The 15,832-nt window shown below is 53.6% G+C and carries 14 protein-coding genes; 5 read left to right on the forward strand and 9 right to left on the reverse strand.

Translation table 11 applies throughout. From position 1 onward, the window contains the following. Positions 1-343: 343 nt before the first annotated feature. The gene (gene ccoG / locus STH12_RS17995; protein ID WP_126168830.1) at positions 344-1,768 is read right to left on the reverse strand and encodes a cytochrome c oxidase accessory protein CcoG; all 1,425 of its coding nucleotides are present in this window, start codon (positions 1,766-1,768) and stop codon (positions 344-346) included. Between the two features lie 91 nt (positions 1,769-1,859). Here ccoG and STH12_RS18000 point away from each other — a divergent pair, with 91 nt between their 5' ends. The 5 genes from STH12_RS18000 to STH12_RS18020 all read left to right on the forward strand — a co-directional run bounded on the left by STH12_RS18000 (position 1,860) and on the right by STH12_RS18020 (position 4,903). After that, positions 1,860-2,210, forward strand: a complete 351-nt coding sequence (locus STH12_RS18000) for a hypothetical protein (RefSeq protein WP_126168831.1) — start codon at positions 1,860-1,862, stop codon at positions 2,208-2,210. A 103-nt stretch (positions 2,211-2,313) separates the two neighbouring features. Further along, positions 2,314-3,216, forward strand: coding sequence for a 1,4-dihydroxy-2-naphthoyl-CoA synthase (locus STH12_RS18005; protein WP_126168832.1), 903 nt, complete (start codon positions 2,314-2,316; stop codon positions 3,214-3,216). 150 nt (positions 3,217-3,366) lie between these two features. Further along, entirely contained in the window at positions 3,367-3,564 is a 198-nt protein-coding gene (locus STH12_RS18010) for a DUF2061 domain-containing protein (RefSeq protein WP_126168833.1), read from the forward strand. A gap of 207 nt (positions 3,565-3,771) precedes the next feature. Further along, a complete protein-coding gene (locus STH12_RS18015; RefSeq protein ID WP_126168834.1) occupies positions 3,772-4,167 on the forward strand; it encodes a hypothetical protein in 396 nt (131 codons plus the stop codon). Next, complete coding sequence (locus STH12_RS18020) at positions 4,157-4,903, forward strand: hypothetical protein (RefSeq protein WP_126168835.1); 747 nt, start codon at positions 4,157-4,159, stop codon at positions 4,901-4,903. The genes STH12_RS18015 and STH12_RS18020 overlap by 11 nt, the downstream gene beginning before the upstream one ends. Positions 4,904-4,950: 47 nt before the next feature. Here STH12_RS18020 and glmS read toward each other — a convergent pair whose 3' ends face one another. From glmS to atpA, 8 genes are all read right to left on the reverse strand, one after another. Beyond that, a complete protein-coding gene (glmS, locus tag STH12_RS18025; RefSeq protein WP_126168836.1) occupies positions 4,951-6,780 on the reverse strand; it encodes a glutamine--fructose-6-phosphate transaminase (isomerizing) in 1,830 nt (609 codons plus the stop codon). Positions 6,781-6,811: 31 nt separating this feature from the next. Beyond that, positions 6,812-7,576, reverse strand: coding sequence for a DeoR/GlpR family DNA-binding transcription regulator (locus STH12_RS18030; RefSeq protein ID WP_126168837.1), 765 nt, complete (start codon positions 7,574-7,576; stop codon positions 6,812-6,814). Between the two features lie 129 nt (positions 7,577-7,705). Beyond that, positions 7,706-9,805 (reverse strand): TonB-dependent siderophore receptor, encoded by a 2,100-nt coding sequence (locus STH12_RS18035; protein WP_126168838.1) that lies wholly within the window; start codon positions 9,803-9,805, stop codon positions 7,706-7,708. Between the two features lie 180 nt (positions 9,806-9,985). Further along, a complete protein-coding gene (gene glmU, locus STH12_RS18040) occupies positions 9,986-11,350 on the reverse strand; it encodes a bifunctional UDP-N-acetylglucosamine diphosphorylase/glucosamine-1-phosphate N-acetyltransferase GlmU (protein ID WP_126168839.1) in 1,365 nt (454 codons plus the stop codon). A 136-nt stretch (positions 11,351-11,486) separates the two neighbouring features. After that, on the reverse strand, positions 11,487-11,912 hold the full coding sequence (locus STH12_RS18045) for a F0F1 ATP synthase subunit epsilon (protein ID WP_126168840.1): 426 nt from the start codon (positions 11,910-11,912) through the stop codon (positions 11,487-11,489). A 35-nt stretch (positions 11,913-11,947) separates the two neighbouring features. Further along, the gene (gene atpD, locus STH12_RS18050) at positions 11,948-13,336 is read right to left on the reverse strand and encodes a F0F1 ATP synthase subunit beta (protein ID WP_126168841.1); all 1,389 of its coding nucleotides are present in this window, start codon (positions 13,334-13,336) and stop codon (positions 11,948-11,950) included. A 37-nt stretch (positions 13,337-13,373) separates the two neighbouring features. After that, positions 13,374-14,234 (reverse strand): F0F1 ATP synthase subunit gamma, encoded by an 861-nt coding sequence (atpG, locus tag STH12_RS18055; protein ID WP_126168842.1) that lies wholly within the window; start codon positions 14,232-14,234, stop codon positions 13,374-13,376. 50 nt (positions 14,235-14,284) lie between these two features. After that, positions 14,285-15,826 carry a F0F1 ATP synthase subunit alpha gene (gene atpA / locus STH12_RS18060; protein WP_126168843.1) on the reverse strand — a complete coding sequence of 514 codons (1,542 nt, stop codon included), beginning with the start codon at positions 15,824-15,826 and terminating at the stop codon, positions 14,285-14,287. Between the last annotated feature and the right edge of the window lie 6 nt (positions 15,827-15,832).

A 15,832-nucleotide genomic window follows, 5' to 3' on the forward strand; every position in this document is an offset into this window, starting at 1 on the left:
CATCCGGTCGCGCTTGGCTCACCGGGTCAGGGCTGCGTATTCTACGCTTTCCTGCTTTCGCGTCAAGCAGTTTTTGCAAACTTTCTTTTCGCGCCGTTGAAACTCGCTTTCGCTCATCTCAACTCCCTTCACAACCCGCTACGCTTAGCGCCGCTTGCCGTGTCAGTGGATGCGCATTATAGGGACACCAAACTTTTGCGCAAGGGCTTTTTTGAAGAAAACTTCGGTTTTTATCGCGTTCGTTTATTTTGCGAACTAAAAGCACAAAAAAGGGGCATTTCGCCCCTTTTTTGTGTGTTGGTTGCATGCCCTGGTGCCTGTTGGCACCTTTTGGCGAACCTGGTTAAGGCCCGAAGAAACGGGTTTCCTGCACGGCTTCGACTTCAGGAACGTCTTCTGCCACTACCCGGATATTGATTTTGGTAATGGGCCGTTTCAACTCCACCGGGTCCACGGCCACACTGACGGGCAGGGTGAGCACTTCACCGGCGTTGACCGAAACAGTCTGCTCACCAATCCAGCGGTAGTTTGGCAAGCCTTCTACCGACAGACGATAAACGTGGCTCACTTCTGTCTTGTTAAGGATCTTCAGGGTAAAGGTGTTTTCAATCAGGCCACGACTATCCTGACGGTAAAGCGCATTACGGTCGCGGATAACATCAATACGCAGTGGCGAGATGGTCGCTACCAGGCCAACGAATACCAGCACCATGGCGGTGAGCACCACACCGTAGCCCACCAGCTTGGGCCGCATGACTTTTTCCTGCTTACCCTCAAGCTTATTTTCTGTGGTGTAACTGATAAGGCCTTTGGCGTAACCCATACGGTCCATGGTCTGATCGCAGGCATCGATACAGGCGCCGCAGTTAATACACTCATACTGCATGCCATTACGGATATCGATACCGGTTGGGCACACCTGCACACAGAGGTCACAGTCGATACAGTCGCCCAGTCCCATTTCTTTAGGGTCAGCTTTACGTGAACGTGGACCACGGGTTTCGCCTCGGGCCGCGTCATAACCCACAATAAAGGTGTTCTTGTCGAACATGGCTGCCTGGAAGCGGGCGTAAGGGCACATGTGGATACACATGATTTCCCGCATCCAACCAGCATTACCGTAAGTGGCGAAGGTAAAGAAGATGACCCAGAAGTAGACGCCACCGCTGGCATTGAGTGTCAGCACATCGAGATAGAGCTCGCGGGTTGGCACAAAATAGGAAACAAACGTGGTGGCGGTGAGGAAGGATATCAGCAGCCAGCTGGCATGCTTGGCGGTTTTGCGCCAGGTCTTATCGAAGTTCCATGGCATCTGGTCCATTTTGATCCGCTTGTTGCGCGGGCCTTCGAGTTTTTCTTCAAACCAGATAAAGATAAAGGTCCACACGGTTTGCGGACAGGTATAGCCGCACCAGACCCGGCCAAGGTAGGTAGTCACAAAGAACAGACCAAAGGCGGCAATCATAAACAGCGCCGCCAGCAACGTCAGATCCTGAGGCCAGATGGTCAAACCGAAAATATGAAATTTCTGTTCGGCCAGGTTGAACCAAACGGCTTGCCTATCACCCCATGGGAGCCAGGGCAAGATAAGGAAGAACAACATAGCCACCCAACCCATGCGGCGGCGCAGTTTACTCCACAAACCATCCACGGCGCGGACATATATACGGTTTCGCGGGTTGAATCGGTCCGCCTTACCGGCATCCGGTTGGTGGATTTTGATCCGCTCGGCTTTCGAGTAGTCCTTGTTATTCGAATCTGCGTTCATCTGACAGCCTTTATTACTGCTTTAATATTGCTCGAAAAGTGGCTTATTATAGCCATATTTATAGTGCACATTCACTCGATTGGACCAAAAGATGAGAGGATGGATTATCCTGGCAGCCCTCGCAGGTGGCTTATATTACCTGTATACCGAAACCGACAAGCTTGATGAGCCTATCGCCGAAACCCAGGCGGTGCTGAAAAAAATCGAGCGAAAGCTCGATTCGTTGACCGGTACCCAGATCATCAGGGTTGACGGCAGATTGCAGAAACTCAAGGCTGAGATAGGCGAGCGCCTGTCCTCTGCCGAGCTTTCAGAATTTGATGCTGTACTGACCGATAAAAACAGTGTGATCGATTTCAAAACCGAATACTGCGGCAGCGCCAATGCCACTCACCCGGTTTTTGATAAAGAAAACCTGCAGTTTATTTGCGACAACCTCTGATAATTTTTGTCGCCCATCCCATAGCTTTTTCCTTAAAGCATTGACCCAAAACTGACTTGAGCCTAGCCTGTGGCAACTAATCTGAACACAGGCAGGCTCAGTCATGACCCAAAAAGTTTCTGATAATTTTGATCCAGATCTCTGGACAGAAGTACCCGGTTTTGCATTCGAAGACATTACCTACCACAGAGCCAAAGATCAGGGCACTGTACGTATCGCCTTCAACCGTCCCGACTGCCTGAATGCCTTCCGCCCCAAAACCGTGGATGAGCTTTACACCGCCCTGGACCATGCCCGCCAATGGTCAGACGTAGGCTGCGTACTGCTCACCGGTAATGGCCCGTCCGCCAAAGGCCAGTATTCGTTTTCCTCCGGCGGTGATCAGCGTATTCGTGGTAAAGACGGCTACAAGTACGAAGGCGCCGAGCCTGGCAGTGCAGATGTGGCGCGCATGGGCAGACTGCACATTCTCGAAGTGCAGCGGCTTATCCGCTTTATGCCAAAAGTGGTCATTGCCGTGGTGCCGGGCTGGGCCGTGGGCGGCGGCCACAGTTTGCACGTGGTGTGCGACCTCACTTTAGCGTCCAAAGAACATGCCGTATTCAAACAAACGGATCCGGATGTGGCCAGCTTCGACTCCGGCTACGGCAGCGCTTATCTGGCCAAGATGGTGGGGCAAAAGCGGGCGCGGGAAATCTTCTTCCTCGGCTTTAACTACAGTGCCGATGAAGCGGTAGCCATGGGTATGGTCAATCGCAGCATTCCCCATGCCGAGCTTGAAGTGGAAGCACTGCGCTGGGCCAAAGAGATTAACTCCAAGTCGCCCACCGCCATGCGCATGCTTAAATACGGCTTTAACCTGCCCGATGACGGCTTGGTCGGCCAGCAACTGTTTGCCGGTGAAGCAACCCGCCTGGCCTACGGCACCGATGAGGCCCAGGAAGGTCGCGATGCCTTCCTGGAAAAGCGCGATCAGGATTACAGCAAGTTCCCCTGGCACTACTGATAGCAGCCAAGCATCCCATCCAAGACGCAGCCCCACGCTGCGTCTTTTGTTTTAATCGACCCGCTCGTTTACCCCAATTGAACAATTTAACTTTACTTGCAAGTGATAACCATTATCATTTAAATTAATTCATCTATGGGGGAAACCACTATGTTAAAGACCATGACCTTTGCCATGCTGCACTTTGGTGTGGCCTTCAGCATCACCTATCTGCTCACCGGCAGCGTTGTCGTTGGAGGTGCTGTGGCCCTGATAGAGCCCACCATCAACACAGTGGTGTTTTACTTCCACGAAAAGGTATGGAAGCGGATTGAAGCAAAAAAGTCCGTACTTTTGATTGAGGCGTAAGCCAGATCAATGCCATATCAAACCAACTAAACTTATTACCACCAATAGCTTATCAACCTTAAGTTGAATGTTAATTCATCTCTAATACAACTAACAATTGAGTGAAGAACATTCACACAGCCCAATGTTTCACATTTGCAAAGAAATGGATTTGACCTTTGCAGTCGAAACAAGCGACAGCTCCGTGTGAATAACATGGAGGTTGGTTTGGCGCGCACGCTTTCTGTTTCCCTCAGGTATATAACAGCATCAGTATCGCTGATGCTGCTGAGCGCCTGCACATCTATCAAGATTTACGACGACAACACTGTCAGTGTTGAGCGCTATTTTGGCTTCCCCATCATCAATGTGACTCCCAATATAGGAGCTATCGCATTGGTGGAGACTAAAGGACTGGGATTTATCTCGACACCCACTGGCACCACCTTGGGATGGGTAAGTGAACAACTTGCCTCAGTTCCCATAGACGCCAAGTGCCATGTAGTGCTGTGGCTTGAAGATCCGGAGCAATTGGAATTGCTCCTGTCTTTGCTGCAACGGCATCAACAATCGTTAGATAACATCTGTATCGCATCCCATGGAGGGACTCAAAATGACAATTAGATCAACCCTGGTAACCTTTGCAGCTTTGACGCTGATAACGGCCTGCACGCCATTGCAACAGGCTCCCTTAGTGTATTCATCAAAAGTCATTGTCGGCGTGGATGTAAGCGCCAATGCCAACGATGCACAAGGTGTATCAATCAATCTCGGCGTTAAATCTGTGGATGCTGCCTACGTACCCGTGGCTGTTTCAAAAGAAGGGCAAACAACAATTGATAAATTGGAAGCAACTTACGGCAAGCAAACAATAATGCAAACGCTGGAGCAAGTTCCTGGCTCAAAAGCCAAATTCGACAACTTGCTTAAAAGCAAACAAGACCTTACACAAGCAGTTAATAACAGAGATTCTTTGGCATCATCCAAAGGAATAGCGGATCCCGCCACCCAAAATGCCGAACAAGATGTCATCTTAAAGCAAGCACAGTTAGCCAAATCCGAGAAGGACTTCATTGATATGGTGAGCCTACTGCAAACGCCTCGTACAGATGCCATGTCGACATACGGCAGTTTTAGTTCAGAAAGTGGCGGTGCGAAAGACAATGCCAGTTTAAACGTGGGTAAAGTGTTTTCGACCGGTGTTGCCTCCCAACATTTAACGGAAGCCGTAAAATTATCAGCTATTTATGCAAATCAGACCCAGTGTTTGGAGCAACAAAATAAACTAATTGCGCTAGCAGATAATGCCGACAAACCTGCACTGGCAAAGCTAGCCATTGAAAACTGCACCCCGAAATAAACAAAAAAGCCTCCCCGAGGGGAGGCAATACTCGACATACAACTTGGTTATTCGACAGTCACTGACTTTGCCAGGTTGCGTGGCTGGTCGACGTCGGTACCCTTGATCAGGGCCACGTGGTACGACAGCAGCTGCAGCGGAATGGTGTAGATGAGCGGTGCCATAAACTCATCACAATGCGGCACCGGGATCACTTTCATGGTTTCATCCGAGGCAAATTCAGCGTCTTTGTCGGCAAACACATACATAAGACCGCCGCGGGCGCGCACTTCTTCCACGTTCGACTTTAATTTTTCCAAAAGCTCGTTATTGGGCGCCACCACAATCACCGGCATATCGGCATCAATCAGCGCCAGCGGGCCGTGCTTGAGCTCGCCGGAAGCGTAGGCTTCGGCGTGGATGTAGGAGATTTCCTTAAGCTTGAGCGCTCCTTCCATGGCGATGGGGTACTGATCGCCACGGCCGAGGAACAGCGCATGGTGCTTGTCGGCGAAGTCTTCGGCCAGTGAAGCAATGGCATCATCCAGACCCAGCGCCTGCTCAACCTTGGCCGGCAGTGATTGCAGGCTTTGGGTTAAAGATGATTGCAGCTCAGCAGACATGCCATTGTTGCGGCCAATCACGGCGGTAAGCATCAACAGACCCGCCAGCTGCACGGTAAAAGCCTTGGTCGAAGCCACGCCGATTTCAGCACCGGCTTTCATCATGTAAGCCATATCGGATTCACGCACCAGTGACGAGCCGGGCACGTTACAGATGGTCAGGGTAGCCTGATAGCCCATCTCTTTCGCCAGACGCAGCGCCGCCAGGGTATCGGCGGTCTCGCCGGACTGGGAAATGGTCACCAGCAGGCTGTTGGGGAACAGGTGCGACTTGCGATAGCGAAACTCGGAGGCGATTTCCACGTTGCACGACACGCCGGCCCACTGCTCCAGCCAGTAACGGGCAGTCATGCCCGCATGGTAGCTGGTACCACAGGCGATGATTTGCACGTGCTTGATATCTTTCAAAAGCTCGGCGGCCTTGTCGCCGAAGGCGCTGTCCTGCACCTGCATATTGGCGATACGGCCTTCGAGGGTGCGCGCCAGCGCCCGTGGCTGCTCATAGATTTCCTTGAGCATATAGTGGCGGTACTCGCCCTTATCGCCGGCATCGTGGGTTACTTCTGACTCTTTGGCTTCGCGCTCAACTTCATTGCCGTTTACATCGAAGATACGCACGCTGCGGCGCATCACTTCGGCCACATCCCCTTCTTCGAGGAAGGCAAAAGTGCGGGTTACCGGCAGCAGTGCCAGTTGATCGGAAGCCACAAAGTTTTCGCCCAAACCAAAGCCAATCACCAGCGGGCTGCCACTGCGGGCGACAACCATGCGCTCGGCGTCACGGCGGTCAATCACCACAGTGCCGTAAGCGCCTTCGAGCTGCTTCACCGTGGCCTGCACAGCGGCCAGCAGGGTGTCGTGGCTCTTGAGTTCATGGTGCACCAGGTGGCAAATCACTTCGGTATCGGTGTCGGAATTGAACTGATAACCCAGGCCCTTTAAGCGCTCACGCAGCTTGGCGTGGTTTTCGATAATGCCATTGTGCACCACGGCGATATCGCCCTCGGACTGGTGCGGGTGGGCATTGCGCTCGCTTGGCTCACCATGGGTGGCCCAGCGGGTGTGGGCGATGCCGGTACCACCGGCAAGCGGCGCTTCGGCCAGTGCATCGGCCAGCTCCTGCACCTTGCCTACGCGGCGGGTACGGTTCATTTCACTGTGGTTGATGATGGCCATACCGGCCGAGTCATAACCACGATATTCCAGACGACGCAGGCCCTCGAGCAAAATTTCGGCCACATCCCTTTGCGCCACGGCGCCAACGATTCCACACATGCTTGTATTTTCCGTAAGGTCTAAATAACGGTTACTGAACGTCTGCCAGATACACCTTCACTCCGTAGGACTCGATAGTGGCCACTGCCTCTTTGGGCAATCTGTTGTCTGTGACCACACAGCTGACCTGGCTCCAGGGCAGTTCGAGATTGGGAATGCGCCGGCCTATCTTGTCGGACTCCAGCATGACAATCACCTCCCGCGACACTTCGGCCATCACACGTGACAGGCCAACGAGTTCGTTGAAGGTGGTGGTGCCGCGGCTGAGGTCTATGCCATCGGCACCAATAAACAGTTGATCGAAGTCGTAAGAACGCAGCACCTGCTCAGCCACCAGCCCCTGAAAGCTTTCAGAGTGCGGATCCCAGGTGCCGCCGGTCATCAGCAGGGTCGGTTCCTGCTCCAATTCGCGAATGGCATTGGCCAGCTGCAGCGAATTGGTCATCACCACCAGCCCGCGACGATGGGCAAGCTCGGGGATAAGCCCCAGAGTGGTGCTGCCATAGTCGATGATGATGCGGTTATGGTCGCGGATAAGCCCGGCGGCCTCTTTGGCAATGGCGAGCTTCACCGGGGAGATGGCCACCGCCTGAGCATTCAGCTCCTGCGGCAGTGGGATGGCACCGCCATAACGGCGAAACAGCAGCCCGGCCTTTTCCAGCTCGGCCAAATCCTTGCGAATGGTCACCTCAGAGGTGGCAAACTCGCTCGCCAACTGGTCGACATTCACCTCACCCTGGGTATTCAGAAGTTCGATAATGCTGCGGCGGCGCTGCTGAGTGTTGCGTTTGGTCATCCGTTACGTTCAACTTAACTTTCGATTCGAAAGATAGATTATATAGAAACGAAACAAATTTACCAAGAATGAAATTTAAGCAACGAAAAAGGCAGCCAAACGGCTGCCCTGATGAAAAAGCGGAACGACTTAGAAGCGGGCGTTCAATGCCAGGTTAAAGTTGCGCTCCTGACCTATGGTGACCATCTGGTAATTGCCGCCATCGAGGTAATCGGTGTCGAACAGGTTGCGCACGTTGGCACGCACATCGAACTCACTGCCACCGATATGGAAGGTGTAGGCGGCCCCCATATCGAAACGCAGGTAACCGTCTTTACTGATGCTGTTTTGGGTATCGGCAAAGCGCTCGCCCACATAGACGGCACCGAAGTTCATGGCAAAGTTATCGGTCAGCTCGTAACGACTCCAGATATTGGCCGACCACTCGGGGGCATCGATAGGCGTTTTGCCATTGAGTGCATCGGCGGTTTTGTACTGAGCATCCAGATACATCATCGAGGCGGTCACGAACAGACTGTCACTCACCTGACCCTGAGCGCCCAGCTCAAAGCCCTTGTGGTGCTGAACGCCGTCCTGACGGGTTTGCTGGGTCGCGCTGCCCACCGGAGTGTCGAGGGTATGCACCACCACCCGGTTGTCGATTTCGATGTCGAACAGAGCGCCGGTCAGCAGCAGGCCGCCATTCATCAGCTCCCACTTGGCGCCGAGTTCATACTGGGTACCAAACTCGGGATCGAGCTCCATCTTATCGCTCAGGTCATTCTCATTATTTACCGAACCCTGAGGCACAAAACTCTTTGAGTAGTTGGCGTAGAGGCTCAGATCCTGCTGCGGCTGCCAGATCACCCCAAACTTGGGTGACAGTGCATTGTCGTTGCCACTCTGTTCTTTTTGCTCATCGAAACGTACTCCGGCCAACACCTTCCAGTGATCGTTGATGCTGATAAGGTCTTGCAGGTACACACCGTAGAACTCGTATTCGCTGGTGTACCAGCTGTCATCGTCGTGATAGTCGATATCCGGACGGGTGGCTGCCACGCCGGGCATCACGGTTTGGCTTTTCCCCTTGACCCGCAGCTGGGCATAACCGTAATCGAGCTTGTTGGCACCCAGCAGCAACTTATGCTCCATACCTGCCAGCTCAAACTGGCCGTTCAGATCCACATAAGCCGTCTTGTGGCTCCAATCATCGAAACGGTCAAAGGGGCTGATCTTGTAGCCTTCGGTCATGGCGTTTTCGTTATAGGTTGGCAACGAATCGAAGCGACGACGGTTGAACTGCTGGTCGTTATAGCCAAGCTTCAGGTTCCAGTTGTCGCTCAGCTGCCAGGCAATGTCGGCGCCGAGGTTGGTAATGCTGTTATCGGTAAAGGCCCAGGGCATGTCCCAGATTTGCTCACGGCCACCAATCAGGTTACCGCTTTTATCGAGCCAGCCGCCCACATCGATGCCGGTTTTGTCTTCGGTGCGGTCGTAGCGCAGCGACAGCAGCAGGTTATCGCTGATGTCGTAATCGACAGCCACAAAGCCAAGCCAGCGGTCACGCTCCTGCTGCTCGGCAGCCTCGCCCGCCAGTGGCGAGTAACTGCGCCAGTATTCGGTGTCCTGCTTCACGCCCACGGCGCGGTATCTTAAGGTTTCGGCCTCGTTGATGGCGCCACCGGCATCCAGTTGGAAACGGGTCGAGCCTGAATCGTCGGTATCAAAACCGAGTTCGAACAGGTTGTCGTAAGTGGGCTTCTTGGTGACCATGTTCACCAGGCCACCGGGGCCAGACTGACCATAGAGCATGGAAGAAGGCCCCTTGAGCACTTCCACCTGACTTAAGATTTCAATCGGCAATACATAATGGGCAAACAGCTGATGACCGTTGGCGAGGTAACCAGAGCCTGAGTCCAGCTCGAAACCCCGCAATGAAAACACCTGACGGTTCCAACGCTGACTGCCAGCGGTAATGGAGGAGTCATTCACCAGCACTTCGGCCAGGTTTGTGGCCAGCTGCTCATCGGTCACGAAGTCCGGGATCACGCTCACCGACTGGGGAGTCTCCAGCAGGGACATGTCGCCGCGCATGGCGCCATTGGCTGCGCCAACCTTATATTCGTTGAAGCTGCGGCCTTTAACTTCGATGCGCTCGATGTTGCCATTTGATACCTCATTGGCCAGTGCCAACGGGGATTGCAGCGCGGCCACGACGGCCAGGCTCAGGGTGGAGAATTTGAGTGACATGCCTACCTCTTTACCAACTCTGTCAAAAAGTCTTACGAAACCGGCAGCACTATAATTGAGAATAGTTCTTATTTGATTTTCTTTACGGTAATTTACAATTGCAGGTGATGGGGATCACAAAAGGTTCCTCAGAAACGAAAAAGCGGCGCAAATGCGCCGCCTTTGACTAAGCCAAAACTTTTACTTTGGCTTTTTCACCGGACGTTGCCAGCCCTGAATATGGCGCTGCTTAACGCGGGTGATCACCAACTCATTTTCGCCCACTTCGCGGGTGATGGTGGAGCCAGCGCCCAAGGTCGCCCCCTTACGGATCACCACAGGTGCCACCAGCTGGGTATCGCTGCCGACAAACACATCATCTTCAATCACGGTCAGGTGCTTGTTGGCACCATCGTAGTTACAGGTGATGGTGCCCGCGCCTATGTTAACGCCCTTACCAATCTCAGCATCACCAAGATACGCCAGATGCCCGGCCTTGGAGCCTTCACCCAGCAAGGCTTTTTTCATTTCAACGAAGTTGCCTATATGCGCATCTTTGTGCAGCTCAGCGCCGGGGCGCAGACGGGCGAATGGACCAGCACTGGCGCTATCACCGAGCTTGGCACCTTCGATAATGCTGTACGGCTTAATTTCGGCGTTATCGGCAATCTCACAGTCGATAAGGATGGCACCGGCACCAATGGTAACGTTATTGCCAAGCTTGACCGTGCCTTCAAAAATCACGTTCACATCGATCATCACGTCCATGCCCACAGTCACGTCGCCGCGAATGTCGATACGGGCCGGGTCACGCAGGTTGGCGCCATTAAGCATCAGCTCTTCGGCGCGGCGCGCCTGATAGGCACGCTCAAGTGCCGCCAGCTGCACCCGGTTGTTGGCGCCTTCGGTCTCGATGGGATTGGCGGGATGGGCGGTATCAATTGCCACACCGTCGGCGTGGGCCATGGCTATCACGTCGGTAAGGTAAAACTCGCCCTGGGCGTTGTTGTTCTCGAGGCGGCCAAGCCAGCTCTTGAGCCGCTTGCCCGGCAGCGCCATGATGCCGCTGTTGATTTCGTTAATCTTGAGCTGCTCCGGGCTGGCATCTTTCTGCTCTATGATGCCAACGACTTTGCCACCTTCGCGCACCATGCGGCCATAGCCTGTGGGGTTGTTAAGATGCACCGTCAGCACGGCCACGCCATCGGGTTGGCGGGCAGCCAGCAAGGCTTCGAGGGTTTCTTTGCGGGTCAGCGGCACGTCGCCGTAGAGCACCAGCACTGTGTCCTCGTCATTGATGTGGTCAATCGCCTGCGCCACCGCATGGCCGGTACCCAGCTGCTCGGCCTGCAACACAAAGTTCAGCGGCTGCTCGCCCAGCTTTGCTTTCAGCAGTTCGCCGCCATAGCCATACACCAGATTGATGTTATCGGCACTGAGTTCACGTGCCGTGTCTATCACGTGCTGAACCATGGGTTTGTGGGCGACGCTGTGCAGTACCTTGGGCAGGTCTGAGCGCATGCGGGTGCCTTTTCCGGCGGCGAGAATGACAACATTGAGCGACATAGGAGGTCCCTTATCTTTTATCTGGCGCAAGTGTACCCGATGGCCGCCTAAAATTCACCGCCGTGCAGAAGAGGACTGGCTATTTTAGCCCAATAAAAAAGGCGCCCTGGGGCGCCTTTTTTGGGACACATTCACCTTATCTGGCAATGTTTTTCTTGATGGTTTCAACCACACGCAGCTGAGCTACGGCCTTGGCCAGCTCGATGGCTGCCGCGGCATAGTTGAAATCGGCACCGGCTTCGGCCATATGGGCCTCGGCGCGACGTTTGGCTTCCAGAGCCGCCTGCTCATCAATGTCTTCGGCACGCAAAGCCACATCAGCCAGCACAGACACAGAATTGGCTTGTACTTCCAGCAAACCGCCGGACAGGTAGAAAACCTCTTCTTTACCGTGCTGCTTAACGATGCGCACCATGCCAGGTTTGATAAAAGTCAGCAGAGGGGCGTGGCCAGGCATGATGCCCAGTTCACCCTCGCCACCGGTCACTTGCAGGTGTTCTACCAGACCGGAAAAAATGCGAGTTTCTGCACTTACGATATCAAGATGTACTGTCATGGCCATAGCGTTCTCCATTTAAGACTCAGGCAGGGCCCGAATTACTTCTTGTTGGCTTTCTCAACGGCTTCGTCGACAGAGCCAACCATGTAGAACGCTTGCTCTGGAATGTGGTCGAACTCACCTTCCAGAATGCCCTTGAAGCCACGGATAGTGTCTTTCAGAGGCACGTACTTACCAGGAGAACCGGTAAATACTTCCGCTACGTGGAACGGCTGAGACAGGAAACGCTCAATCTTACGGGCACGGGATACTGTCATCTTGTCGTCGTCTGACAGTTCGTCCATACCCAGAATCGCGATGATGTCTTTCAGCTCTTTGTAGCGCTGCAGAACGTTTTGAACGCCGTTAGCCACGTCATAGTGCTCTTGGCCAACTACCAGTGGATCCAGCTGACGAGAGGTGGAATCCAGTGGGTCAACCGCTGGGTAGATACCCAGAGAAGCGATTTGACGAGACAGTACCACGGTCGCATCCAAGTGGGCGAAGGTGGTGGCAGGGCTTGGGTCGGTCAAGTCGTCCGCTGGTACGTATACCGCCTGTACGGAGGTAATAGAACCAGTCTTGGTAGAAGTAATACGCTCCTGGAGTACACCCATCTCTTCAGCCAGAGTAGGCTGATAACCTACGGCTGATGGCATACGACCCAGCAGTGCTGATACTTCGGTACCGGCCAGGGTGTAACGGTAGATGTTGTCTACGAACAACAGTACGTCTTTACCCTCGTCACGGAACTTCTCAGCCATGGTCAGACCGGTCAGAGCTACACGCAGACGGTTTCCTGGTGGTTCGTTCATCTGACCGTACACCATGGCTACCTTGTCCAGTACGCCTGATTCCTGCATTTCGTAGTAGAAGTCGTTACCTTCACGGGTACGCTCACCTACACCGGCGAATACAGACAGACCAGAGTGGGCCTTGGCGATGTTGTTGATCAGTTCCATCATGTTAACTGTCTTACCAACGCCCGCACCACCGAACAGACCTACTTTACCACCCTTGGCGAATGGACAAACCAGGTCGATTACCTTGATACCGGTTTCCAGCAGTTCAGTAGTGTTTGACTGCTCTTCATAGGAAGGAGCTTCACGGTGAATTACATAACGCTCATCTTCACCGATAGGACCCGCTTCATCCACAGGCTCGCCCAGCACGTTCATGATACGGCCCAGAGTGGCCTTACCAACAGGAACGGCAATAGCGGAACCAGTGTTTTCAACCTCGATACCACGACGCAGACCGTCAGAAGAACCCATGGCGATGGTACGAACCACACCGCCACCGAGCTGCTGCTGAACTTCCAGCACCAGACCGTTACAGGTACCTTCACCTGTGATCTTCAGAGCGTCATATACCTGAGGTACGGATTGCTGTGGAAACTCAACGTCCACAACCGCGCCAATTACTTGGACAACAGTACCTGTGCTCATGATTAATCCTCTAAAACTTGTATTCGTTACCTAAGCCTTAAACCGCTGCGGCACCGGAAACAATTTCCGACAGTTCCTGCGTAATCGCAGCCTGACGGGCCTTGTTGTATACCAGTTGCAGGTCATCGATCAGCGTACCGGCGTTGTCAGTCGCAGCCTTCATTGCCACCATACGGGCGGCCTGTTCAGACGCGATGTTTTCCACAACACCCTGATACACCTGAGACTCCACATAACGCACCAGCAGAGTATCCAGAAGGTCTTTCGGATCCTGCTCGTAGATGTAGTCCCAGTGATGAGCAATCTCATCATCATCGGATTTAGGCAAAGGCAGCAGCTGCTCGATCACGGGCGTCTGGGTCATGGTGTTCACAAACTTGTTGAATACCACATACAGACGATCCAGTTTGCCTTCGTTGTAAGCCTGCAGCATCACGCGTACAGTCCCGATCAGGTCAGTGAGCTTTGGAGCATCACCGAGGCCTGAGGCGTGGGCTGACACCTGACCGCCAAAAGCTTTGAAGAACTGTACAGAGCGGGCACCGATGGGGCAGAACTCTACCTCAACGCCTTGCTCTTTCCAGCTTTTCACGTCTGACACAACCTTTTTGAACAGGTTGACGTTCAGACCACCACAAAGGCCGCGGTCAGACGCTACAACGATGTAGCCGACCCGCTTGGCTTCTCTCACCTCTAAATAGGGGTGTTTGTATTCAAGAGAACCCTGGGCAACGTGACCGATCACCTTACGCATGCTTTCCGCGTATGGACGGCTGGCAGTCATGCGGTCCTGCGCTCTGCGCATTTTGCTGGCTGCCACCATTTCCATGGCGGACGTGATCTTCTGAGTGTTTTTCACACTCGCGATCTTGGTTTTAATCTCTTTTGCGCCGGCCATCTCTACTCTCCAATCTGGACCTGAGGTGCCTTAAGACACCTCGACGATTTTTACCAGGTTTGGGTTGCCACGAACTTGTCGAGACCAGCTTTCAGCTCAGCTTCGATTTCGGCATTGTAGTCGCCGGTATCGTTGATAAGCTTCATCAGCTCAGCGTGCTCGGAGTTCATGAATGCGAGCAGAGCGGCTTCGAAGTCACCGATCTTCTTCAGAGCAATACCCTTCAGGAAGCCTTTTTCCGCAGCGAAGATCACTACGGCCTGTTCGGCTACGCTCATTGGGGCATATTGCTTCTGCTTCATCAGTTCGGTAACACGCTCACCGTGCTCCAGCTGAGCACGAGTTGCATCGTCAAGGTCAGATGCAAACTGAGAGAACGCAGCAAGCTCACGATACTGTGCCAGCGCGGTACGGATACCACCGGACAGTTTCTTGATGATCTTGGTCTGGGCGGCACCACCTACACGGGATACCGAGATACCTGGGTTAACCGCTGGACGCAGGCCAGAGTTAAACAGGTTGGTTTCCAGGAAGATCTGACCATCGGTAATAGAAATTACGTTGGTCGGTACGAACGCTGATACGTCACCAGCCTGAGTTTCAATGATAGGCAGAGCGGTCAAAGAACCAGTCTTACCAGTCACAGCACCGGCGGTGAACTTCTCAACGTACTCTTCGTTCACGCGGGAAGCACGTTCCAGCAGACGAGAGTGCAAATAGAATACGTCACCTGGGTAAGCTTCACGTCCTGGTGGACGACGCAGCAGCAGGGAGATCTGACGGTAAGCAACGGCCTGCTTAGACAGGTCATCGTATACGATCAGGGCATCTTCACCGCGGTCACGGAAGTATTCACCCATGGTACAACCAGAGTATGGCGCCAGGAACTGCAGGGCAGCGGCTTCAGAAGCAGAAGCTACCACTACAATGGTGTTGGCCAGAGCACCGTGCTCTTCCAGCTTGCGCACTACGTTGGCGATGGTAGAAGCCTTCTGGCCTACTGCAACGTACACACACTTGATGCCGGAATCGCGCTGGTTGATGATGGCGTCGATAGCCATCGCAGTCTTACCAGTCTGACGGTCACCGATGATCAGCTCACGCTGGCCACGACCGATTGGGATCATGGAGTCAACGGCTTTATAACCAGTCTGTACAGGCTGGGAAACTGACTTACGGTCAATTACACCAGGAGCGATCATTTCAACAGGCGCGAAACCGTCATTGTTGACGGGGCCTTTGCCGTCGATAGGCTCACCCAGAGTGTTAACCACACGGCCCAGCAGGCCGCGGCCAACTGGAACTTCCAGAATACGGCCAGTGGTTTTAACTTTTACGCCCTCAGCCAGATCGGCGTAAGGCCCCATTACTACGGCACCTACGGAATCGCGCTCGAGGTTCAACGCGATTGCATAACGGTTACCTGGCAGTTCGATCATTTCACCCTGCATTACATCGGCCAGGCCGTGTACGCGGATGATGCCATCGCTCACCGCAACGATAGTACCTTCGTTACGGGCTTCGCTGACTACGTCGAACTGCTCGATCCGCTGCTTAATCAGATCGCTGATTTCAGTGGAATTCAGTTGCATGCTCAA

The organism is Shewanella khirikhana, from assembly GCF_003957745.1.
Classification (GTDB): Bacteria; Pseudomonadota; Gammaproteobacteria; order Enterobacterales; family Shewanellaceae; genus Shewanella; species Shewanella khirikhana.